A 20472-nucleotide genomic window follows, 5' to 3' on the forward strand; every position below is an offset into this window, starting at 1 on the left:
GGCACCTACGGGTAGGTATAGCCGTAGAGCTTGGCGATTTTCTTCCGCTTCAGCTTCTCCACTTTCATGGTCATCTTGATGTCGGCGGTAGGCCGGTTGCGACCATCGCGGGGCATTTTGGCTATTTTATCGATGACGTCCAGTCCCTGGATGGTCTGGCCAAAAACGGTGTACTGGCCGTCGAGAAAATGGGTGCCCTCGTGGTTTTCCACCAGATAAAACTGCGATATGCTGCTGGCGCGCTGCGGGTTGGCAAAGTCGCCCTGGCGGGCAGCGGCTAGTGCACCGTAGTTGTGCTGGTGGCCGGCGGCAAACTCAGCGGGTACCGTGCCTTCGTTGGCCTGGCCCAGGCCGTCATTGCTCGGGTCGGCGTCTTTGGAGTTCGTATCGCCGCCCTGTATCATAAAGTCGGGGATGATGCGGTGGAAGGTGGTGCCGTTGTAGAAGCCGCTTTTCGCTTTCTGCAGAAAATTGGCCTTGTGCAGCGGGGTATCGTCAAACAGGATAACGCGGATGGTGCCCTGCGACGTGCTGATGGTAACTACTTCGTCCTTGCCGCTTTTCTTGGCGTGCTTACCCGGTTTATCGACGGCAAAAGCGGGGCTGGCTACCCACAGCAGGGCCAGCAGCGCCCACGCCAGGCAATTGATGTTGAGCTTCATAGAAAACAAAGAAGGGAAACGAGAAGAACTACGGAAAATTATCACCTAGCCTCGGTGCTCCCGGATGCTGGCCAGGATTTCGCGGCCGCCCCGGGCCAGCACCGCATCGGCTACCGATACGCCCAGCGCGCGGGCATCGGCTACGTCGGCCCGCTGAATCTCCTCCACGTACTCCTCACCATCGAGGCTGATGAGGCCGCCGTGCAGGCGCACCGTGCCGTCGCCTTCCAGGGTGGCCAGCGCGAAAGAGGGGATGCTGCACCCGCCTTCCATGGTATGCAGGAAGGCCCGCTCGGCCGCTAGGCAAGTATGGGTGGCCGGGTGGTCGAGGGCAGCTTTGAGTTGGGTTTTCAGGTCTTGGGCTAGCCCGGCCAGGCATTCGATGGCGATGCTGCCCTGGCCCGTGGCGGGCACAAACTGGGAGGTGGGCAGGGTGTGGCGCACCAGGTGGTCGTAGCCCATGCGGTGCACACCGGCGTAGGCCAGCACCAGCCCATCGTATTGGCCTTCTTCCAGCTTGCGGATGCGGGTTTGGAGGTTGCCGCGGGCCTCGGCCGTAGTGGCGCCGGGGTAAAACCGGCGCAGCTGGGCTTTGCGGCGGGTGCTGCTCGTGCCCAAGACGATGCCGGACTTATTGAGCTCAAAATGCTCGTTAAAACTCAATACCACGTCGTTTACCTGTTCGCGCTCCAGGAAAGCCAGCAGTTCCAAGTCGCGCGGAATGCTGCTTTGCACGTCTTTGGCCGAGTGCACAGCCAAGTGGGTTTCGCCCCGGCGGAGGCTTTCTTCCAACTCTTCGGTAAAGACCCCTTTCGAGCCAATTTTGGCCAATGAGCGGTCCTGCACGGCGTCGCCGGTGGTTTGCATGGGCACGATTTCGGTGGCGAAACCCGCATTATTGAGCAGGTTGGCTACGTGTTCGGCCTGCCAGAGGGCGAGGCGGCTGCCGCGGGTAGCGAGGCGAATGGGACTGGTCATTTCACAGTTATCGTTTAACATTTAACTCCCGGCGGCCCTAGCCTTGGGCCAGGCGCAGCTGCCCGCCCAGCCGAAGCGAGCTGTCGACGAACACCATGCGGGGATTGGCGTTGCGCTCGATGTGGTAGTGGGCGTCGGTGAGTTCCTTGGCCAGCAAATCGGCATTGCGCGGCGTCACAAACTTGGCGAAGCCGATGACAAACTGCTGCTCGCCCCCGGCCAGATGCGGTACGAACTTGGGGTCGATACCGAACAGCAAGACCTTGCGCACCAAGCCCAACGAGTAGGCAAGCAGCTCCTTTTGGTTTTCACGGCCCAGCTTCTGGAACTCTTCGCTTTTCTTCAGAATATCCCCGGCTTTGCTGCCAAAGTTGAAGCACAGCCGCATCCAGTCGCGGAAAAACTCGAAATAGTCGTGGTCGGCGTTGGTGTCGCGGCTGGCTAGGGCGGCGCCCAGGCTGCCATTGGCCAGTTGGGCTACCTGGCGGGCCTTTGCCTCGGGCACGTGGTGGCGCTCCTGGAGAAAGGCGGTGATGTCGTCTTCCGAAAACGGGCGCACCACCACCGGCTGCACCCGGCTGATGATGGTGGGCAGCAGCTGCTCGGGGGCGTGGCTCACCAGCAGGAAGATGGTGGCGGGCGGCGGCTCTTCCAGCAGCTTGAGCACGGCGTTGGCCGCGGCGGGGTGCATCAGCTCGGGCAGCCAGAGAATAACGATTTTGAAGCGCGCCTCAAAAGCCTTCAGGCTCACCAGCTTCAGGATTTGCACGGCTTCGTCCTTGGAGATGTTGCCCTGCTTGTTTTCGGCCCCAATGTGCTGCATCCAGTCGTTGAGGCCCTGGTAGGGGTTATCGAGCACGAAGGTGCGCCACTCGGCCATGAACTTGTTGCTTACGGCGTCTTTGGTCACCGTTTTGGTGGTGGTCACGGGCACAATGAAGTTCAGGTCGGGGTGGGCCAGCTTGGCCGTTTTGGTGCAGGCCGGGCAGTGGCCGCAGCTGTCCTCGGCATCAGCAGCGCGCGCTTCGCAGTTCAAATACTGCGCGTAGGCCAAGGCGAGGGCCAGCGCCGCGCCACCCTCCTGCCCCCGAAACAATTGAGCATGCGCCACATGCTGCCGCTGCACCGACTGGCGTAGTAGCTGCTTTACAGCAACTTGGCTGGGGATTTCGTCGAACTGCATTAAAAAATCTTAACCGCCACAAGCATATTCAAAACCATTGACAAATTCCATAGCCAGTACGCGCCCAGCAGGATACTAGCCACCGCTACCACTCTTTCGGCTAAGCCGGCAAAGTGGTATAATGCCCACCAAAGGGCACTTATCACTACCAGTAGCAGCACCATTAGCACGATGCGAAACACCGAAGTCTCCATGCTCCACAGCACGGGTATGGCCACATTTAATACGCCCAGCAGAGCGACGCCGCCCAGAAGGTATCTCATGCTATCGTGCTTGACTTGGGCTGCCTGCATATTCGTTGAGGTTAAATGTGTTGGATTAGGTGCGTGGGTTATTTAGCTTTTTCCCAAACCCTGTCCGCTTCCGTCGCTTCAAAAACCACCTTCATAATATCCCGCTCAACTTTGGTGTAGGGCAGCGCGCGGCGGGCCATTACTCGCTCGGCTACTTCGTCCACCTTGGGCAGCTTGAAAGTCTCGAACCCGGCGGCACCGCCCCAGCTGAAGCTTGGAATAAACGTGCGCGGGAAGCCTGCCCCAAAAATATTGGCGCCTACGCCCACCACCGTGCCGGTGTTGAACATGGTGTTGATGCCGCACTTGCTGTGGTCGCCCATCATCAGGCCGCAGAAGGTCTGGCCGGTATCCACGAAGCGGTGGGCCTTGTGGCTCCAGATTTTAACGGAGGCGTAGTTGTTCTTAAGGTTGCTAGTGTTGGTGTCGGCCCCGAGGTTGCACCATTCGCCGATGACCGAGTTGCCCAGGTAGCCGTCGTGGCCTTTGTTGGCGTAGCCCAACAGGATGCTGTTGCCCACTTCGCCGCCCACTTTGGAGTACGGGCCCACGGTGTTGTCACCGCGCATCTTAGCGCCGGCGTTGATGTGCGAGCCTTCGCACAAGGCCAGCGGGCCTTTGATGATGGCGCCCTCGTGCACCTGCGAGTTCTTGCCCAGGTAAATGGGGCCGTCCTCGGCGTTGAGAATCGCGGCGCGGATTTTCACGCCTTCCTCAATGAAGATGTTTTCGGCCCCGTACACGATGGTGTGCGGGTCGGTGATGGGCTGCGACGTGCGGCCCTGGGTGAGGAGGGCAAAGTCGCGGCGGATTTCGGCGCCGTTGAAGAGAAACAAATGCCAGGGCCGGGTCACCACCGTTACCGGCTCGGCTACCTGGCGGGATTCGGGCAGGCCATCCTGAATGAGCTCGGCCACGAGCGAGGCGTCGGCCACGTGGGCGGCCACCAGGCGCTCGTCGCAATACAGGGCCTGGCCTGGGTGCAGGGCTTGCACCTGGCGGACGAGCAGGTCGTCGGGGCACACGGCGCCGTTGATGATGAGGGCGGGCCCGCTTACGTCGCCGGCCGGAAACTTCTCCTGCAGGTAAGGCTGCGTGAGGTAGCCCACCGACGCCACGCCAAGCCGGTGCTGCCATTTTTCGGCCAGCGTCAGAATGCCGCAGCGCAGCGCCGCCACGGGGCGCGTGAAGGTGAACGGCAGCAAGTGCGGCCGGATGGCCGGGTCGTCGAAAAGCAGTACATGCATATTTTCTAAGCTATTGGCTAAGAGCGCCTAGCTTTTAGCTTCTGTGGGATAGAGGCCCAAATTTACGGCGGGCGGTTTGGCAAAGGACCAAAAAAAACTCCTTCCGGTATTCCCGAAAGGAGTTTTCAAAAAGCTAATCGCTGTCAGCGTGGGGCCAACAGCGAAAATCAGCTATTCTTTGTTGGCGCTGTTCTGCTCTTTCTTGGCGTAGCGGCTGCGGAATTTCTCCACACGACCGGCCGTGTCAATGAACATGTTCTTGCCGGTGTAGAAAGGATGCGAGGCGCTGCTCACTTCGATTTTCACCAGCGGATACGTTTTGCCGTCTTCCATCGTGATGGTGTCGGTCGGCTTCATCGTGGAGCGGGTGATGAACTTAAAATCCGAGGAAGTGTCCTGAAACACGACTTCCTGATACTCGGGGTGGGTCTCTTTTTTCATATCGGGGGCCAGTTTTACCAGTTGAACCCTGCCGATTTTGCGGAAGGGACTGCAAAAGTACAGCTTAGCTCGTAAATACCCAACTCTGCCCCCAATATTTTACGGCAGATAAGCGCTGCCAGTAGGTGTTGATGAGCTTGTTGGCGTTCCGATATGAGTGTACATTTGAATCCGTCCCTATTTGGGGCCGGGCTGTCGCGCGTGCTGAAATCCCACCTCATCCGCCGTCTGTTTCGCCGTTTCGGCCCCACCACCTTGCTGCTGGTGCTCTGGAGTGTGGGCCTGGCCATGGCCGCTTCCCTCACGCTTTTTACCGCGGGCTACGACGGCCCCAATGTGCGCCTTGACTGGCAAGTAAGCTCAGAAACCAACGTCACCGGCTTTGAGATTTCCCGCAAAGCCGCCACCGAAACCAGCTACCGGGCCGTGAGCAGCCTCAGGCCCACCGGCCAGCGCCGCTACCAGTTTCTCGACACCAACGTGTACCGGACCGCGGCGGGCAACATCGGTACTGCGACCGGTGGCCCCTTCACGTACCGGCTCACGGTGCGCAGCACCAGCGGCGACCAAAGTTACCTCACGGTGCTGGCGGGCACGCCCAGCGCCGTGCAGCGTTCCTGGGGCACCATAAAGTCGATGTTCCGGTAAGGCATTTTCCGGGATTGCTGTTCAACTTTGAGTCGGCTTCCGCCGGCTTTTTTTATGCCTCGTCCGTTAACAGCTGCATGTCAACCCCAACCCGTAACCTCCCCGCTCAGCTGTGCTTTGCTTCCAACAACGCACACAAGCTCGACGAAATCCGCCCGCTGCTGCCCCCGGGCCTCAAGCTGCTGAGCCTGGCCGACATCGGCTGCCACGAAGAACTGCCCGAAACCCAGGACACCCTGGAAGGCAATGCCCGCCAAAAAGCCGAATACGTGCGCCAGCACTACGGCGTGGCCTGCTTTGCCGACGATACCGGCCTGGAAGTAACTGCCCTCAATGGGGAGCCGGGCGTGTACTCGGCCCGCTACGCCGGGCCCCAGCGCCGGGCCGAAGACAACGTGGCCAAGCTGCTGCAGGAGCTGGCCGGCGTGCCCGACCGCTCGGCTCGTTTCCGCACGGTGGTGGCCCTGGCCGGCGCCGACGGCTCCATGCATGAGTTTGCGGGCGAAGTGGCGGGCTATATTTCGGAAGACCTGCGGGGGGCCGGTGGCTTCGGCTACGACCCCGTGTTTGTGCCGGAGGAAGGTAACGGGCGCACCTTCGCCGAAATGAGCGGCGCCGAGAAAAACCTCATCAGCCACCGGGCGCGGGCAGTGGCCGGGCTGGTCGAGTTTCTGCGCGAAGGCTGAGAATTAGCCCAAGCAAACTGGCAACCAGGGCTGAGGCTTGCTTCAGATAATTGATTTTCAGGTGGGAAATAAGCAAAACACGGCAAGCGCCTGACTGACGCGCCAGCCTTTCCGCGCCAGAAAACCGGGCGCTTCTCCGCGCAAGCCAGCCTCGCCTCGCTGGCTCCGGCAGCTCATCATTGCCATACAAAAGCTACCTTTGCCTGCTATGCACACCCCTTATCTTATTGGCATCACCGGCGGCAGCGCCTCTGGCAAAACCACGTTTCTGCGGCGGCTATTGGCGGCTTTTCCCGAAGACCAGATTTGTCTCATCTCGCAGGATAATTATTATCACCCCCGCGAAAAGCAAATGCGCGACGACCAGGGGGTCGAAAACTTTGACTTGCCCGCCAGCATCGATGCCGCGGCCTATGCGGCCGACGTGCTGCGCATCAGCCAGGGCCACGAAGTACGGCGGACGGAATACACCTTTAATAATGCGTCCGCCACGCCCAAGGAGCTGGTGTTTCGGCCCGCCCCCATTGTGGTAGTGGAGGGCATCTTCGTCTTCCACTTCGAGGAAATCGCGAAGCTGCTCGACCTCAAGGTGTACATCGATGCCCAGGAGCACGTGAAACTGCACCGCCGCATTATCCGCGACCGGGACGAGCGGGGCTATGATTTGGCCGATGTGCTCTACCGCTATACCCACCACGTAGCCCCCACTTACGAGCAGTTTATCGCGCCTTATAAGCACTACGCCGATATCGTAATCCCGAACAACCGCCACTTCGAGAAAGGCCTGGAAGTGCTGGTCGGCTTTCTGCAAACCAAGGTGGTCAACGAAGCCTAAGCGAGTAGCCCTTCAGGGCAATTGATTCTACTTATCAACAGCACACACGCTTCACACAGGGGTGAACGTACAATTTTTTATCCTCTCCATATTGTATAAGCAAAACAATATTATCTTGGACCTATAAAAGCCGGGCGAGTAGCACCGCAATGCCTCGCGCGGCATCTGGCTTTACTGAGATAATTATTTTTGCTTTGAACATGAGCGGTACGTTCTTCAAGGTCACACTCCACCGGAAAGCTGTTTTGGCCTCGTTGGGCTTGGCCGTGCTGATGGGATGCGACAAAAACAGTCAGGTCGGCATTCTGCAACACCCGGCCCACAATAAGAACTTGCAGGGAGACGTCACCCCCGACACTTCCTACGGGCCCATGTTTGAGGCCACTACCACGTCGCTCAGCGACACCACTTACCTTATAATTACGAAGGCCGAGCGGGGCAGCGTTTTCAGGGTACACACGGGGCCGCTGCCGCCCGCCGACCACGCCGTGTGCTTTTCCAGCACCAACAATTCCATGTTTCGGGAATGCGTGGACGAGTACTACCAAAACGCCGGCGCCGTGGCCATTCAAGCCAACGAAACCGGCTGGTGGGCCACGCCGCTTTAGCTCAATTTGGGTCGGCTGTGGCGCAACGGAGCCAGCGCTTGCTCTTCGGATAAGCAGCCGGGGCCTTTTCTTTGAGGCCCCTTATGCAGAAGCCGGGCATCCTTGGTCCTGCTTACGGTCCCCACCTCCAATGTATAGCAAAGCAGAAGTAACCCAGCTACGCCAGGCTTTCTGGACGGCCTTTGGGCAGTACATGGCCCCGGTGCCATCGGCCGAAGGCGATTCGACCAACTGGATAAACTATAAGACGGGCATTAAGCACGTGTACTTCCGGATGCAGGCCGACAACCGGCGCGCCACCATCGCCATCGAGCTGACGCATCCGGATGCGGGCATCCGGGAGCTGTTTTATGAGCAGTTTGTTGAACTAAAGGCCTTGCTCCATGAAGCGCTGGGCGAGGAATGGAGCTGGGAAGCGGAAGCTACCGACGCCGTGGGGCTACCCTACAGCCGCATTTATATCGAATTGAGCCCCGCCAACCTGTTTAATCGGGAAGACTGGCCCGCGCTCATTTCCTTTTTTAAGCCCCGAATTATGGCGCTCGATGCGTTCTGGGCCGACGCGCAATACACCTTCGAAGCCCTGAAATAGCGCCCTGACGGCTATGTGAAGCCGCTTTATAGTGCTGCTTGCCAACATCCCCGCCAAAATATTACCTTTGCAGTCCCCGTTTATACCCATGCTGGCTCTGCTCACTCGTTTTTGGTTTTCGCTGCGCTTTGCACTGCTCGCCGCTACGGTGCTGCTAGTGCTGGGCCTGAACCAGCGCGCCGTGAGCGTACTGCGCCTGCCGGTGGGCAAGGGAGAAACCCGTTTTGCCCCACCCAAAGCAACGGTGGTGAAACAGAAAGTATTGCTGGAAGCAACCGCGACGCTGGAGCACTTTGTGGCGCCGCCCGTGGTGGCCTGGTTGCCGGCGGCAGTGCCCACGCTGTGGCTGCCCGCTTTGCGGCGGGCGCTGGCGGTGCCACGCCTCCATGCAGGCGTGCGGGCCGGCGAGTTTTTTCGGGCGCGGCTGCTGGCCGTGGCCTTGTCGCCGCAAGCACCCTAGCTTGGGCTGGGCGCTAGGCTTTGGACATCAGGTTCCTAAAGCTGCCCCACGGGCACTGACTGCCCGTCTCGCACATTACCATTTTGGGCAAGCCTTTGGCAGCCAGTCGGCTGCATTCGGCTCCTATAGCTAGCCCAACGGCTAGCGGTGGCTATTCCGCTAGCGGCCTGGCCTTGCCCCTCTTCTCAGCAACAATCAACCAACCATAACCAATGCGTAATAAAGGATTAATCATCGCCCTGACCGTCGTGGTGACGGCGCTGTGCGCGTACTTCCTGTTCTTCACCTACGTCTCGCGTGGAGTGCAGCAGAAAGCCGTTGCCTACGCCACCCGCGACGGCAAGCTCAACGAAACCGCCCGCCAGCACTACCTCGACTCAGTGTGGCGCGCGCCCGTATTTGGGCCCTTCACATACCGGGAAGTACGCCAGAGCGAGCTCGGCCTGGGCCTCGACCTGAAAGGCGGCATGCACGTAACGCTCGAGGTTTCGCCGGTAGAAATCGTGCGGGCCATGAGCGGCAACAGCAAAGACGCCGCGTTCAACAAATCGCTGGAGCAAGCCCAGCAGGCTCAGAAAACCAACTCGGGCACGCCGTTCACGGCACTGTTTGCCCAGGCATGGCAGCAAAACTCGAATGGCAAGCCGCTGGCTACCATCTTCGCCAACACCACCAACAAGAGCCGCAATATCGACATCAACTCGTCGAACGAGAAGGTGATTGGGGCCATCGACAAGGAAGTTGAAGAAGCTATCGACCGCTCGTTCAACATCCTGCGTACCCGCGTCGACAAGTTCGGCGTGAACCAGCCCAGTATTCAGCGCGTGAAAGGCACCGGCCGCCTCCAGATTGAGCTGCCCGGCGTCGACAACCCCGACCGCGTGCGCAAGCTGCTGCAAGGCCAGGCCAAGCTGGAGTTCTGGGAAGTATGGAACCAGAACGAAGTGGCTCCTTACCTCGTGCAGCTCGACCAGCAGCTGGCCACCAAAGCCGCCGCGCAGAAAGCCGGTGCCACCACCGCTGCTGCCGATACCTCCAAAGCCCTGGCTGGCAACAAAGCCGCCGCGGGCGACTCTTCTTCCCTGGCCGCTCAACTGGCCAAAAAATCGGCTAAGAATGCCGCTGACTCGGCCGCTACGTCTACCAAAGGCGGTGTGCTGGCCAGCCTGTTTACCATGCCCGGCCGCCTGGGCGTGAACCTGCGCGACACCGCCCGCATGAACAGCATCCTGCGTTCGCCGGAGGCCAAAGCCGTGCTGCCCCCCACCCTGGCCCTGCTCTGGAGCCTGAAGCCCACCACCATCGACAAGCAGGAGTACCTGGAGCTGATTCCGGTGCGCAAAACCCGCGACGGCGTGCCCATGCTGAGCGGCGAAGTAATCAGCGACGCCCGGGCCGACATTGGTGCTACCGGCCAGCCCGAGGTGCTGATGAACATGAGCCCCGCTGGCTCGCGCAAGTGGGCTAAAATGACCGGCGCCAACATCGGCCGCCAGGTTGCCATGGTTCTCGACGACTACGTGTGCTCGGCCCCGGTGGTGCAGAGCGAGATTACGGGCGGCGGCACCAGCATCATGGGCAGCTTCTCCATCGAAGACACCCAGGATTTGGCCAACCAGCTGAAGGCTGGTAAACTGCCCGCTCCTACCCGCATTGTGGAAGAAGCCGTAGTAGGCCCTTCGCTCGGCAAGGAAGCCATCAACCAAGGCCTGTACTCGTCGCTGGCTGGCTTGCTGATTATCATGATTTTCATGGCGCTGTACTACGGCCGCGCCGGTATCGTGGCCGACGTGGCCCTGCTCTTCAACATGTTCCTGATTTTGGGCGTGCTGGCGCAGTTCGGCACGGCCCTTACGCTGCCCGGCATCGCCGGTCTGATTCTGGTAATCGCCTCGTCGGTTGATGCCAACGTACTGATTTTCGAACGGGTACGGGAAGAATTGAACCACGGCCTGGGCCTGTCCGACGCCGTGAACAAAGGATACTCGCGTGCCTTCTCGGCCATCTTCGACTCCAACGTAACAACGATGCTGATTGCCGTTATCCTCGGCTTCTTCGGCACGGGCCCGGTGCAAAACTTTGCCATCACCCTCGGCATTGGCGTGCTCACCTCGTTCCTGTCGGCTGTGTTTGTGTCGCGCCTCATCATCGAGTGGCTGATTAAGGGCAACGAAAACCACCCGATGACCTTCAGCACGGTGATTTCGCGCAACCTGTTCAAGAACCTGAACTTCGACATCGTGGGTAAGCGCAAAATCGCCTATGCTTTCTCGGCTTCGGTTATCGTCATCGGCTTCGTGCTGATGTACCTGCAGGGCGGCCCCAACCTGGGCGTTGACTTCCAGGGCGGCCGCGCTTACGTGGTTGATTTCAACAAGACCATGGTGGCCTCCGACGTGGCCGACCAACTCCGGCCGGCCTTCAAAGGCGCAGGCCTGGAAGTGAAGCAGTACGGTGCCCCCAACCGCTTGCGCGTGACCACCGGCTACCTGGCCGACGACGAAAGCGTAACCGCCGACAAGCAGGTACGCGCCGCGCTGGACCAGGGCCTGCAAAAGTTTGCTTCGGCCAGTCCGCAGGTACCTTCCGCTTCGAAAGTGGGCGCGACTATCGCCGACGACATCAAGCGCACTTCAGTGCTCTCGCTGGGCCTCACGCTGCTGGGCATCTTCGTTTATGTATTGTTCCGCTTCGAGAAGTGGCAGTACTCGATGGCCGCCGTTATCGCTCTGTTTCACGATGCCTTGCTCGTGATTGCAGCCTTCCCCATTGCGCGGGCCTTCGGCGTGAACTATGAAATGGACCAGATTTTCGTGGCGGCCGTGCTGGCCATCATCGGCTTCTCGATGAACGACACAGTGGTTATCTACGACCGTATCCGGGAGTACCTGCGCGAGAATCCCAAGCTGACCTTCGCCCAAGTAGTGAACCCAGCCCTGAACTCTACCTTCTCGCGGACGATGATTACGTTCACGACGGTGTTTTTGGTGGTGCTGGTGCTGTACATCTTCGGCGGCGAAACCCTGCGTTCGTTCTCCTTCACCATGATTGTGGGCATCATCTTCGGCACGTACTCGTCGCTGTTCATCGCCACCCCGATTATCCTCGACACCTACGGCAAGAAAGAGGAGCGTGAGCGCCTCGCCGCGGGCGAAGACGTAACCGGCCTCCCCGGCGACGCCCCCAAGCTGAGCACGGCCAACGTGTAATGACAGACGGCGTCGGATTATCCCGAATTCCGGCATTCTCCAGCCGATTCAGCACTTGATATTCAAGGTAAAAAAGCCGCCCACTGGGCGGCTTTTTTTATGCGCAAGCCCGTCTCTTGTGCTATAAACTGCAGATTAACAGCTCAGCTTGAGAATCGACATATTCAAAATAGTGCGCCTAAAAGCGTGCTAAGGCAACCCTTTTTGCTTAACTTCCGAGTGGTTTAAACAAGCCTGTCTACCGCTGCATTATGCTGCACGTCGTCCCATCTGATTCTGGCCCTCCGGCACTGGCGGAGCTGCTGGCTGCCTGCCGGCTGCAAGAGCGGGTAGCCCAACGCCGCCTGTACGGCCAGTTCTACGGCTATGCGATGAGCATTTGCCTGCGCTACGCCCGCAACCGCGACCAAGCCATGGAAGCGGCCAACGACGGGTTTCTGAAAGTATTCCGCGACGTGTCCCGCTTCGATGCGGCCCGCCATCCCGAAGATGTGCTGGGCTCGTTCCGCGGCTGGCTCAAGCGCATAATGATTCACACCGCCATCGACCACTACCGCGCCAACGAACGCCACCAGCACCAGCAGGAGCTCGACGACGTGACCCTGAACCACGCCGACAGCGGCCCCACGCCCCTCGACGCGTTGAGCTACGACGAGCTGCTGGCCCTGGTGCAGCGCCTGCCCCCGGCTTACCGGGCGGTGTTCAACCTGGCGGTGATAGACGGCTTCGGCCACGAAGAAATTGCCGAGCAGCTCCACATTTCCGTGGGCACTTCCAAATCAAACTTATTTAAGGCCCGAGCCCACTTGCGGACGATGCTGGCCCAGTGTACTACTTCTGAAAAAGCGCGCTATGTGGTCGGATAACGATATTGATAAGGCGTTCCAACGCCTGGACCCACCGGACCCCGAGCCCGCCTCCTTCCCACTGGATGCCTGGCTGCGCCTTGAAAAGGAGCTAGACAAGACGGTAATCGAGCAAGCAGTACGGCGGAAGCTGTGGCAGTACTTCGCAGCCGAAGTGGCCATTGTGGCCCTGGTGGCGGCCGGCTGGCTGCTCTGGCCTACTGGCACGGCCGCTCCGGCCGGAGCCGGCCCCATCGCCGCCACTTCGGCCATGAAAGAAGCCACCCGTGTACTGCCTTCCGGCAGTGTTGCTAAGCGGCTGGGCCATGCGGCCGCGCCTCAACCCGCGCTTTCGACCACTACCCCGGCTGCGGTAGCCCCCGCGCTCCCCGCACCAGCTGCGGCGAGCGTGCATTCCACTACCGCGGCCGCTACTGCGGCGGCCACTACGGCCGCACCATCGGCTCATGTAGTTCAGCCCAATTCATCGCAGCTTATTGCTGCCGTTGCTCCCGACGCACCTCGCAGACCAGTTCACAAAGCCCCTTCGCAGGCCGAAAGCCTGGCTATACACCATGGGCTAGCAGTAGGTACTGCAGCCTCTTCTGCATCCCGAAAAACACTGCTTAAAGCTGAAGAAATTCAGCTCAATTCGCCACGCAAAGCTGCGGTGCCAGTTAGCTCTTCTCAAACAGCGGTAGCCGCCGCTACTTCTGCTGAGGCTACTTCCGCCAAGACCAGATTAGCAGCTTCGGAATCCAGCTCAATTTATTCTGCGCCATCTAATTCTGCGAACCGGCGCGCCGGTGTTCCTTCGGAGCAGCCGCGCAATATGACTCCGGCAGTCAAGACCACAGAAGAGCCTGCAGCTGGCCAAGCAGCTACCAGCGCCGCGGCATCAGAAGGCCCGGGCATAGAAGCTACAAGCTCTAGTGAAGCTGCAACCCTGACCGCGCTGGCTTTGCGGCCGGTGCCGTTGGAGGTCGGTGCGGCGCCGGAGTTTCCGGTTCTGCTGGGGGCTGGCGCGATGGTGAGCGTGCCCAACGATGCGCCATTGCCCGTGCCTGTTCAGCAGCCCCGCTTTTACGTGGGCGTGGTGGGGGCGCCCGATGTGACAACCGTAAAATTTGCCAGTGTGCAAAGCCCGCTGCTCAACTTCGGGGTGACGCTGGAGTATCGCCTGACCAACCGTTTGCGGCTGACTACGGGGCTGTTGCGCTCCACCAAGCAATACACGGCCCGCCGTGAAGACTACGACTGGGGCGCATTTTCTACGCAGGTAGCAATGTACGACTTCAAGGACGTAGAAGGCACTTGCCAGGTACTGGACGTGCCCCTGAACCTGCGCTACGACTTACTCACGCAGCCCCAATACAAGGTATTTGGCAGCTTGGGTCTTTCCTCCTTCTTCATGCAGCGCGAGCGGTATTCTTACCCCTACGTGTACCAGAACATGGCGCGCTACGCCGAATGGGAAGTGGTGAATGCCAACCGCCACCTGTTCAGCATTGTCAACCTGTCGTTCGGCTACGAGCGCAGCCTGAGCACCCGCTGGAGCCTGCAGGCAGAACCTTACCTCAAGCTGCCCTTGGGCGGCGTGGGCGTGGGCAAGGTGCAGCTGGTGAGCGGCGGCATCTTCTTTGGCGCCAAATACGGGTTCTAGTCCCGGCCCCGCCACGGCAACTACCTGCCTTTTATTACAAGCCTCATATTATGCCCGAGATGTTGAGCCAACACTCATACTGGACCTTGTCCCGCCAGCTTGTGGCGGGTGCCGCAACCCTGCTGCTAAGCCTCGCCGCCGGCTGCACCTACTCGCACGGCGACCCAGATGCCACACCCATCCCCTGCGACGCTTCGCCCCAATCGGTGACCTACGCAGGAGTCATTTCACCCATTTTCGACGCCCACTGCCGGGAGTGCCACGGCAGCAACGTGGCGTCCGTGCTCGGCGGCGGCAACGACTTCGGGAGCTACCAAACCATCAAACGCTACCCGGCTGCCAGCATCCTGAACTCCATTCAGCACACGCCCGGCTACGACGAGATGCCCAAGGGCCGGGCCAAAATTCCGGAATGCGACATCCTGCGCATCAAGGCGTGGATAGACGCGGGCCAACCCAACAATTAACTTCTCACTACCATGAAACGCTCCTTGCTTCTTCTCTTTTTGCTGCTCACGGCCTTGGGCCATGCCCAGGCGCAGAATAAGTACATGACCAAGAACGGGCGGGTATCCTTTTTTTCGTCCAGCCCGCTAGAGGATATTGAGGCCAAAAACCAGCAGGTAGCGGCGGTGCTGGATTTTAATACCAGCCAGCTGGCCTTCGCGGTGCCCATCAAGGGGTTTGTGTTCAAGCGGAGCCTGATGCAGGAGCACTTCAATGAGAACTTCATGGAGTCGGACAAGTACCCCAAAGCCACCTTTTCGGGCCGCTTTCTGGGGTTTGATGCGACCACGCTGGCCACGGCCGGCCCGCACAACGTGCAGGTGGAGGGCGACTTAATGATACACGGGGTCACGCACCACATTCAGGTGCCCGCCAGTGTGGAGCTGCGCGGTAGCCAGCTGGTGGCGTTTTCAATGTTCCCGGTGGCCCCCGCCGATTACAATATCAAAATACCGGCCCTCGTGCGCGACCACATTGCCAAGGTGGTGAGCGTGCGCGTGGACCTGACCTGCGACCCTGCTCCCGGCGCAGTAGGCGCCGCCCGTTGAGCTGTTTTTATTCGTCCCCTTCCGCTGCTATGGCCCATTCCGCCCGCTCCACCCCTTACGCTACCGGCCTGCTCCTGGCCGGTCTGCTCGCCCTGGCCAGCCCCGCCCGGGCCCAAACCGACCTGCTGAACGACCTCGAGAAACAGACCGCTGATTCGGCGAAAAGCGAGGTGGTGGCGGCCACGTTCAAGGGCACGCACATCATCAACGCCCAGTCGGTGGAGACTACGGGACCGGGCATGCTGGCATTCCTCATTCAGCACCGCTTCGGCACGCTCAACAGCGGCGCCTACAATTTCTTCGGGCTCGACCAGGCCGTGCTGCGCCTGAGTTTTGAGTACGGCATCACCAGCCGCCTGGCCGCCGGCATTGGCCGCAGCTCGCAAGACAAAACCTTCGACGGCTTCCTCAAGTACCGGGCCCTGCGCCAAACCACGGGCCCGCACGCCGTGCCGGTTTCGGTCACGCTGCTGGCATCGTCGGCCATCACCACCCTGCGCTTCAACGACCCCACCGTGGAGCGCACGCCGGCTTCGCGCCTCGAATACGTGTACCAGGCCCTGATTGCGCGCAAGGTCAGCCCTGACCTCTCGGTGCAGCTCATGCCCACGCTCGTTCACCGCAACTTTGTGGCTACTCCGGCCATGCAAAACGACGTGTACGCCATTGGGGCGGGCCTGCGCCAGAAGCTCACCAAGCGCATTGCCTTCACCGCCGACTACTTCTACCTGCTCCCCGGCAATACGGCCGACACGTTTCGTAACGCCCTCGGCGTCGGGGTCGACATCGAAACCGGCGGCCACGTCTTTCAGCTCCACTTCACCAATTCCAAGGGCATGACGGAGAAGTTCTTCGTGCCCCAAACGGATGGCAATTTCTTCAAGGGCGACATTTATTTCGGCTTTACCATCGTCCGGAACTTCACGATTAAGTCGCAGATTTAAGGGTTCGCCTGTCATTGCGAGTGGAGCGCAGCGGAATGTGGCAATCCGTCCTCCCAATGCGACCAGCCCTTAAGATGTGACACCGCCCTTTTATAGAAAAAGCCCCGACACTGCATAGTGTGGGGCTTTTTACATTATTAAGGTTATCGCTGGGAACAGGACGGATTGCCGCGCTGCGCTCGCAATGACAGATTCTAAATTAAACCGTAATGCCTTCGGCAACTACGCTTTGCACTTCGGGCACCATGCGCTTGAGCAGGTTTTCGATGCCGGACTTGAGGGTAACGGTGGCCGACGGGCAGCCCGAGCACGAACCTTGCAGGTTCACGGTCACGATGCCTTCGTGGTAGCTTTTGAAGGTGATGTTGCCACCGTCCTGCTCCACGGCGGGACGCACGTAGTTGTCGAGCAGGTCGATTACTTTTTGGGCAATCTGGCCTTCCTGCTGGGTGGGGTCGCCGGCGGTAGCGGCTTGGGCAGCCTTTTGCTCGGCGGCGGGGTCAACCAGGAAAATGGGGCCACCGGCCTCTACGTAGCTCTTCAGAAACTGGCGCAGCTCGGGGATGAGCTGGGTCCAAGCCAGCTCGGGCTGGTTTTTGGTAACGGTAACGAAGTTCTGGGCGATGAACACACGGCCCACATAATCGAAGCCGAACAACTCCTGCGCCAACGGCGAGTTGGCAGCGGCTTCGAGGGTGGGATAATCCACGCTCACACCATCGGCCAGCAAGTTCGAGTTGAGGACAAATTTCATGCTCTCCGGGTTTGGAGAAGCTTCGGCATAAATAGAAACAGCGGACATGGCTTGGGGCTTAATATCAGGAGGGGAATGTCGCAGCGCCTGCGACACATCTAAGGTACAACCGCGTTGGGGCGGCAGAGGTTGCAAATGTACCTACATCATTTGGCTTAACGCTGCATTCGGGTTGTAGGAACGCGCCTTGGCGCATTCGGCGGCCAAACGACGCCGCATTGCTTCATGATACTGTTCAAGGATTGAACGCGCCAAGGTGCGTTCCTACAGCCGGTTGGCGCGGGCGCGCAGCAGTAAATCGGCCAGCACCAACTGGGTCATGGCTTCTACGATGGGCACGGCGCGGGGCAGCACGCAGGGGTCGTGGCGGCCCCGGCCCACCAGCGTAATGGCCTCGCCCTGGTCGTTGATGGTCTGCTGGGGCTGCAGCAGCGTGGCTACGGGCTTGAAGGCCACGCGGAAATAGATGTCCTGGCCGTTGCTGATGCCGCCCTGGCTGCCACCGCTGTGGTTGGTGCGGGTGCGCACGGCCCCGGCTTCGTCGGTATAGAATTCGTCGTTGTGCACTGAGCCCGGCAGGCGGGTGCCGGCGAAGCCAGAGCCAAACTCGAAGCCTTTCACCGCATTGATGCTGAGCAAGGCGTGGCCCAACACGGCGGGCAGCTTGTCGAACACCGGCTCGCCCAGGCCGGCGGGCACGTGGCGCGCCACCCCGGTGATGACGCCGCCCACGGTATCGTGCGTGGCCTGGGCCTCGCGAATGCGCGCTTCCATGCGGGTAGCGGTGTCGGGGTGCGGGCAGCGCACGGGGTTGGTGTCGATAAGGCTCAAATCCAGGTCCTGGTACTCGAGCGGCACTTCTACTTCGCCCACGGCCGATACATACGCCACCACCTCAACCCCGAAATGCGCGAGCAACTGCGCGGCCACGGCTCCGGCGGCTACGCGCGCCGCCGTTTCGCGGGCCGAACTGCGGCCGCCGCCGCGGTGGTCGCGCCGGCCATACTTGGCGTCGTAGGTGTAGTCGGCGTGGCTGGGGCGGTAGGCGTGGGCAATGTGGGAGTAGTCGTCGGAGCGCTGGTCGGCGTTGGGAATGAACAGGCTGATGGGCGTGCCCGTGCTGAAACCCTCAAACAGGCCCGACTGGATTTGCACCGTATCGGCTTCCTTGCGCGGGGTGGTGAGGTCGGACTGGCCGGGCCGGCGCCGGTCCAGCGCCGCCTGAATGTGGGCGGCTTCGACGGGCACCCCCGCGGGGCAGCCATCGATGATGACGCCGATGCCCGCCCCGTGCGACTCGCCGAAGGTGGTAATGCGAAAGAGGGAGCCGAAGGAATTGGACATGAAACGGATGAAAAAGGAAACGACGCCGGAGCAATAAGCCCGCGCAAAGGTCGGCATGCCGCCGGGCTTATCCCAGCCCTTGGGCTGAGATTGAGCTAACGGCGCCGGCCCGCCCGCCACCAGCCAAACCCAGCCACCCCGGCCAGCCCAAGCAGCACCCAATCGGAGTAGCGCCGCACGTCGCGGTACACGTCCAACGACTGCATAGTGGTATCAGCATTGGCCAGCGCCGGGCCGTAGAATGGGTCATCTTCGGGCTTGGGCAGCGGCGCGGGCGTGCCCGCGTCGCCGCGCACCTTGGGCCGTAGCTCCGGGCGAAGGGTATCGTAGCGGGCCGTGGCAGGGTTGAACACAACTAGTTGCAGGAGGCTATCGAGGGGCAGGGTGCCGGGCTGCCGCGCCACCAGCCGGTAGCGAAACAGCTTGCGGCCGCCGCCCGGCGCGGGCACTTCGCTCACCTCGGGCCCGTACACTTCCAGCCCCGGCCGGGCGGCAAAAGCCGGCGCCAGAATGGCCGACAAATTGCCGCGCCCCTCCACCCCAAACGTGTACGCAAACGACTGCCCCACCCGAAACGTGGTCCGGCTGATGGCTTCGCGCACTCGGTAGCTGCCCACTGCCACGGCGCCGCGCTGGGCCTGCTGCGGCAGCGGCCGCACCTGCACCGTGGTGCCCAAAGACAGGTAGGTCTTGTAACCTGCCAGCCGGTTGTCTTGCCCTGGCTCGGGCTTTTTGAGAAACTTGAACTTCACCATGGTCAGGGCCAGGGGCGGGAAGTGCAGGGGCTGTGTCGTGAGCGGGTAATACACGTTTTCGGCCAGCCGGAAGCGCAGGTAGAGCTGGCCTTTGCTGCGCACGGTATCGGGCGTGACGCTGGGCTCCGGGCCGGGCTCCTGCCACGCCGAGGCTTGATGCAACTCGCGCAGCAGCGGCGGCAGCTGGTCGTTGAAGTCGTGAAACGCCAGCTGGGCCTGGTCGGCGGGAGTGAGGTAGAAATACAGCCCCACCCGTACGCCTTCGCCCACATACACGCTGGGTCGGTCGGCCACTACGGCCAGAAAGGCCCGGTCGGGCAGTTCCTGGTACAGCGCGGGCTTGGGCTTGCCAAAGAGCTTGTCGAGGTCGCCCACCGCCTGGAGCGGGGCCGCGGAATTAGCCGGTTTAGTCAGCGCCGCCGGGTTGGCGGTCGGGGCCGGTCCTACCCGCACCGTAGCGCCAGTGCTGCGCAGCACCACGCCGTTCACGGTGAGCTGAAACGGCTTGATGGTGTATTCGCCCTCGCCATACGGGATGTAGCGCTGCGTAATGGTGAGGTCGGTGAAGCGACGGCCCTGCACAATGCGCGTGGTGGTGGTGCTGGTTTTGCCGGTTTTCTTGAAGCCTTCGAGCTCGGGAAACTCCGAATACTTCTCCAGCACCCCACCATGCAGCCGAAACCCCAACGTGAACACTCCCGTGACCGGCAGCATGGCCGGACCGGGCACCAGCGCCACCTCCGAGGGCGCCGTAGCGCCAAGCTTGGGCGGCACGGCGCTGGGTTTGGGTATTGCCGGGAGCGGGCTGGGCGCCGCCGGAACGGTGGGGCCAGGCTTGGGCTGAGTAGCCGGGGCGGGCGCGCCAGGCTTGGGCTGAAGAACCGGAGCAGTAGCCGAGGGTTGGGGCTGAGGCTGAGTGACAGGGGCAGCTGGGATAGGCTTGGGCTGGGCAGCGGGAGCAGCAGGGGTTGGGCTGGAAGTGGGCGGCGTGGTGGGCTGCGCGCGGGCTATGCCCACGCCCAAACAGCCCACCAACAATGCCACCCACCCAAAATACTTTCCCATAGTCTACGGCTCGTTACGCGCCCCTAAAAGTAGCTTTAAACGCCGCAATCTAATTTTTCTCGAAGAATTACAATTACGAAGATTAACACCAAAACACTGTTGGGTTAAAATAATTTGGGTTTTGCAAATCCTTTAGTACAACTATTAACGTATCTGCCTCCAAATCCCCCAGCTGTTCTGGTTTAAGCCGCTAAAAATCGGGCCT

Annotated in this window: 21 protein-coding genes; 12 read left to right on the forward strand and 9 right to left on the reverse strand. The window is 60.7% G+C overall.

What is annotated here, in order from left to right; translation table 11 throughout:
- Positions 1–5: 5 nt before the first annotated feature.
- The 6 genes from LJ738_RS01705 to LJ738_RS01730 form a co-directional block, all read right to left on the reverse strand.
- Positions 6–662 carry a peptidylprolyl isomerase gene (locus tag LJ738_RS01705; protein ID WP_227784602.1) on the reverse strand — a complete coding sequence of 219 codons (657 nt, stop codon included), beginning with the start codon at positions 660–662 and terminating at the stop codon, positions 6–8.
- Between the two features lie 45 nt (positions 663–707).
- Complete coding sequence (gene hemC / locus LJ738_RS01710; protein ID WP_227784603.1) at positions 708–1640, reverse strand: hydroxymethylbilane synthase; 933 nt, start codon at positions 1638–1640, stop codon at positions 708–710.
- A gap of 37 nt (positions 1641–1677) precedes the next feature.
- Positions 1678–2823: a DNA polymerase III subunit gene (locus LJ738_RS01715; RefSeq protein WP_227784604.1), complete on the reverse strand. Its 1146-nt coding sequence runs from the start codon at positions 2821–2823 to the stop codon at positions 1678–1680.
- Positions 2823–3116, reverse strand: coding sequence for a hypothetical protein (locus LJ738_RS01720; protein WP_227784605.1), 294 nt, complete (start codon positions 3114–3116; stop codon positions 2823–2825). Before LJ738_RS01720 ends, LJ738_RS01715 begins: the two co-directional genes overlap by 1 nt.
- Positions 3117–3154: 38 nt before the next feature.
- Positions 3155–4363, reverse strand: coding sequence for a GlmU family protein (locus tag LJ738_RS01725; protein ID WP_227784606.1), 1209 nt, complete (start codon positions 4361–4363; stop codon positions 3155–3157).
- A gap of 171 nt (positions 4364–4534) precedes the next feature.
- Positions 4535–4804 (reverse strand): type B 50S ribosomal protein L31, encoded by a 270-nt coding sequence (locus LJ738_RS01730; protein ID WP_068191230.1) that lies wholly within the window; start codon positions 4802–4804, stop codon positions 4535–4537.
- Between the two features lie 153 nt (positions 4805–4957).
- Between LJ738_RS01730 and LJ738_RS01735 the strand changes: the two genes are divergently transcribed.
- The 12 genes from LJ738_RS01735 to LJ738_RS01790 all read left to right on the forward strand — a co-directional run bounded on the left by LJ738_RS01735 (position 4958) and on the right by LJ738_RS01790 (position 16349).
- On the forward strand, positions 4958–5452 hold the full coding sequence (locus LJ738_RS01735) for a hypothetical protein (protein WP_227784607.1): 495 nt from the start codon (positions 4958–4960) through the stop codon (positions 5450–5452).
- 77 nt (positions 5453–5529) lie between these two features.
- Positions 5530–6138, forward strand: a complete 609-nt coding sequence (gene rdgB / locus LJ738_RS01740; protein WP_227784608.1) for an RdgB/HAM1 family non-canonical purine NTP pyrophosphatase — start codon at positions 5530–5532, stop codon at positions 6136–6138.
- A 208-nt stretch (positions 6139–6346) separates the two neighbouring features.
- Complete coding sequence (locus LJ738_RS01745; protein ID WP_227784609.1) at positions 6347–6973, forward strand: uridine kinase family protein; 627 nt, start codon at positions 6347–6349, stop codon at positions 6971–6973.
- Between the two features lie 200 nt (positions 6974–7173).
- On the forward strand, positions 7174–7581 hold the full coding sequence (locus LJ738_RS01750) for a hypothetical protein (protein ID WP_227784610.1): 408 nt from the start codon (positions 7174–7176) through the stop codon (positions 7579–7581).
- Positions 7582–7711: 130 nt separating this feature from the next.
- Positions 7712–8173: a DUF4268 domain-containing protein gene (locus LJ738_RS01755; protein WP_227784611.1), complete on the forward strand. Its 462-nt coding sequence runs from the start codon at positions 7712–7714 to the stop codon at positions 8171–8173.
- 88 nt (positions 8174–8261) lie between these two features.
- Positions 8262–8633, forward strand: coding sequence for a hypothetical protein (locus tag LJ738_RS01760; RefSeq protein ID WP_227784612.1), 372 nt, complete (start codon positions 8262–8264; stop codon positions 8631–8633).
- A 212-nt stretch (positions 8634–8845) separates the two neighbouring features.
- Positions 8846–11842 carry a protein translocase subunit SecDF gene (secDF, locus tag LJ738_RS01765; RefSeq protein ID WP_227784613.1) on the forward strand — a complete coding sequence of 999 codons (2997 nt, stop codon included), beginning with the start codon at positions 8846–8848 and terminating at the stop codon, positions 11840–11842.
- A gap of 251 nt (positions 11843–12093) precedes the next feature.
- The gene (locus LJ738_RS01770; RefSeq protein WP_227784614.1) at positions 12094–12708 is read left to right on the forward strand and encodes an RNA polymerase sigma factor; all 615 of its coding nucleotides are present in this window, start codon (positions 12094–12096) and stop codon (positions 12706–12708) included.
- On the forward strand, positions 12695–14350 hold the full coding sequence (locus tag LJ738_RS01775; RefSeq protein WP_227784615.1) for a PorT family protein: 1656 nt from the start codon (positions 12695–12697) through the stop codon (positions 14348–14350). The genes LJ738_RS01770 and LJ738_RS01775 overlap by 14 nt, the downstream gene beginning before the upstream one ends.
- Positions 14351–14436: 86 nt before the next feature.
- Positions 14437–14817, forward strand: coding sequence for a c-type cytochrome (locus LJ738_RS01780; protein ID WP_227784616.1), 381 nt, complete (start codon positions 14437–14439; stop codon positions 14815–14817).
- A gap of 12 nt (positions 14818–14829) precedes the next feature.
- Positions 14830–15405, forward strand: a complete 576-nt coding sequence (locus LJ738_RS01785; RefSeq protein WP_227784617.1) for a YceI family protein — start codon at positions 14830–14832, stop codon at positions 15403–15405.
- Positions 15406–15434: 29 nt separating this feature from the next.
- Positions 15435–16349 (forward strand): DUF5777 family beta-barrel protein, encoded by a 915-nt coding sequence (locus LJ738_RS01790; RefSeq protein WP_227784618.1) that lies wholly within the window; start codon positions 15435–15437, stop codon positions 16347–16349.
- 199 nt (positions 16350–16548) lie between these two features.
- Here the strand turns inward: LJ738_RS01790 and LJ738_RS01795 are convergent, their stop codons facing one another.
- The 3 genes from LJ738_RS01795 to LJ738_RS01805 form a co-directional block, all read right to left on the reverse strand.
- Complete coding sequence (locus LJ738_RS01795) at positions 16549–17103, reverse strand: NifU family protein (RefSeq protein ID WP_410779904.1); 555 nt, start codon at positions 17101–17103, stop codon at positions 16549–16551.
- Positions 17104–17367: 264 nt separating this feature from the next.
- Positions 17368–18447, reverse strand: coding sequence for a chorismate synthase (gene aroC, locus LJ738_RS01800; RefSeq protein WP_227784619.1), 1080 nt, complete (start codon positions 18445–18447; stop codon positions 17368–17370).
- Positions 18448–18542: 95 nt separating this feature from the next.
- On the reverse strand, positions 18543–20267 hold the full coding sequence (locus LJ738_RS01805) for a BatD family protein (RefSeq protein ID WP_227784620.1): 1725 nt from the start codon (positions 20265–20267) through the stop codon (positions 18543–18545).
- Between the last annotated feature and the right edge of the window lie 205 nt (positions 20268–20472).

The sequence above is a fragment of the Hymenobacter plasmatis genome (assembly GCF_020711255.1).
GTDB lineage: Bacteria > Bacteroidota > Bacteroidia > Cytophagales > Hymenobacteraceae > Hymenobacter.

What these genes read in the sequence shown, in the direction of transcription:
- LJ738_RS01805 (WP_227784620.1), bottom strand. Translation starts at nt 20,267, where the DNA reads ATGGGAAAGTATTTTGGGTGGGTGGCATTGTTGGTGGGCTGTTTGGGC.
- LJ738_RS01745 (WP_227784609.1), top strand. Translation starts at nt 6,347, where the DNA reads ATGCACACCCCTTATCTTATTGGCATCACCGGCGGCAGCGCCTCTGGC.
- hemC (WP_227784603.1), bottom strand. Translation starts at nt 1,640, where the DNA reads ATGACCAGTCCCATTCGCCTCGCTACCCGCGGCAGCCGCCTCGCCCTC.
- LJ738_RS01775 (WP_227784615.1), top strand. Translation starts at nt 12,695, where the DNA reads ATGTGGTCGGATAACGATATTGATAAGGCGTTCCAACGCCTGGACCCA.
- aroC (WP_227784619.1), bottom strand. Translation starts at nt 18,447, where the DNA reads ATGTCCAATTCCTTCGGCTCCCTCTTTCGCATTACCACCTTCGGCGAG.
- LJ738_RS01795 (WP_410779904.1), bottom strand. Translation starts at nt 17,103, where the DNA reads ATGAAATTTGTCCTCAACTCGAACTTGCTGGCCGATGGTGTGAGCGTG.
- LJ738_RS01785 (WP_227784617.1), top strand. Translation starts at nt 14,830, where the DNA reads ATGAAACGCTCCTTGCTTCTTCTCTTTTTGCTGCTCACGGCCTTGGGC.
- LJ738_RS01725 (WP_227784606.1), bottom strand. Translation starts at nt 4,363, where the DNA reads ATGCATGTACTGCTTTTCGACGACCCGGCCATCCGGCCGCACTTGCTG.
- LJ738_RS01760 (WP_227784612.1), top strand. Translation starts at nt 8,262, where the DNA reads ATGCTGGCTCTGCTCACTCGTTTTTGGTTTTCGCTGCGCTTTGCACTG.
- LJ738_RS01705 (WP_227784602.1), bottom strand. Translation starts at nt 662, where the DNA reads ATGAAGCTCAACATCAATTGCCTGGCGTGGGCGCTGCTGGCCCTGCTG.
- LJ738_RS01770 (WP_227784614.1), top strand. Translation starts at nt 12,094, where the DNA reads ATGCTGCACGTCGTCCCATCTGATTCTGGCCCTCCGGCACTGGCGGAG.
- LJ738_RS01750 (WP_227784610.1), top strand. Translation starts at nt 7,174, where the DNA reads ATGAGCGGTACGTTCTTCAAGGTCACACTCCACCGGAAAGCTGTTTTG.
- LJ738_RS01730 (WP_068191230.1), bottom strand. Translation starts at nt 4,804, where the DNA reads ATGAAAAAAGAGACCCACCCCGAGTATCAGGAAGTCGTGTTTCAGGAC.
- LJ738_RS01790 (WP_227784618.1), top strand. Translation starts at nt 15,435, where the DNA reads ATGGCCCATTCCGCCCGCTCCACCCCTTACGCTACCGGCCTGCTCCTG.
- LJ738_RS01715 (WP_227784604.1), bottom strand. Translation starts at nt 2,823, where the DNA reads ATGCAGTTCGACGAAATCCCCAGCCAAGTTGCTGTAAAGCAGCTACTA.
- secDF (WP_227784613.1), top strand. Translation starts at nt 8,846, where the DNA reads ATGCGTAATAAAGGATTAATCATCGCCCTGACCGTCGTGGTGACGGCG.
- LJ738_RS01735 (WP_227784607.1), top strand. Translation starts at nt 4,958, where the DNA reads ATGAGTGTACATTTGAATCCGTCCCTATTTGGGGCCGGGCTGTCGCGC.
- LJ738_RS01720 (WP_227784605.1), bottom strand. Translation starts at nt 3,116, where the DNA reads ATGCAGGCAGCCCAAGTCAAGCACGATAGCATGAGATACCTTCTGGGC.
- rdgB (WP_227784608.1), top strand. Translation starts at nt 5,530, where the DNA reads ATGTCAACCCCAACCCGTAACCTCCCCGCTCAGCTGTGCTTTGCTTCC.
- LJ738_RS01755 (WP_227784611.1), top strand. Translation starts at nt 7,712, where the DNA reads ATGTATAGCAAAGCAGAAGTAACCCAGCTACGCCAGGCTTTCTGGACG.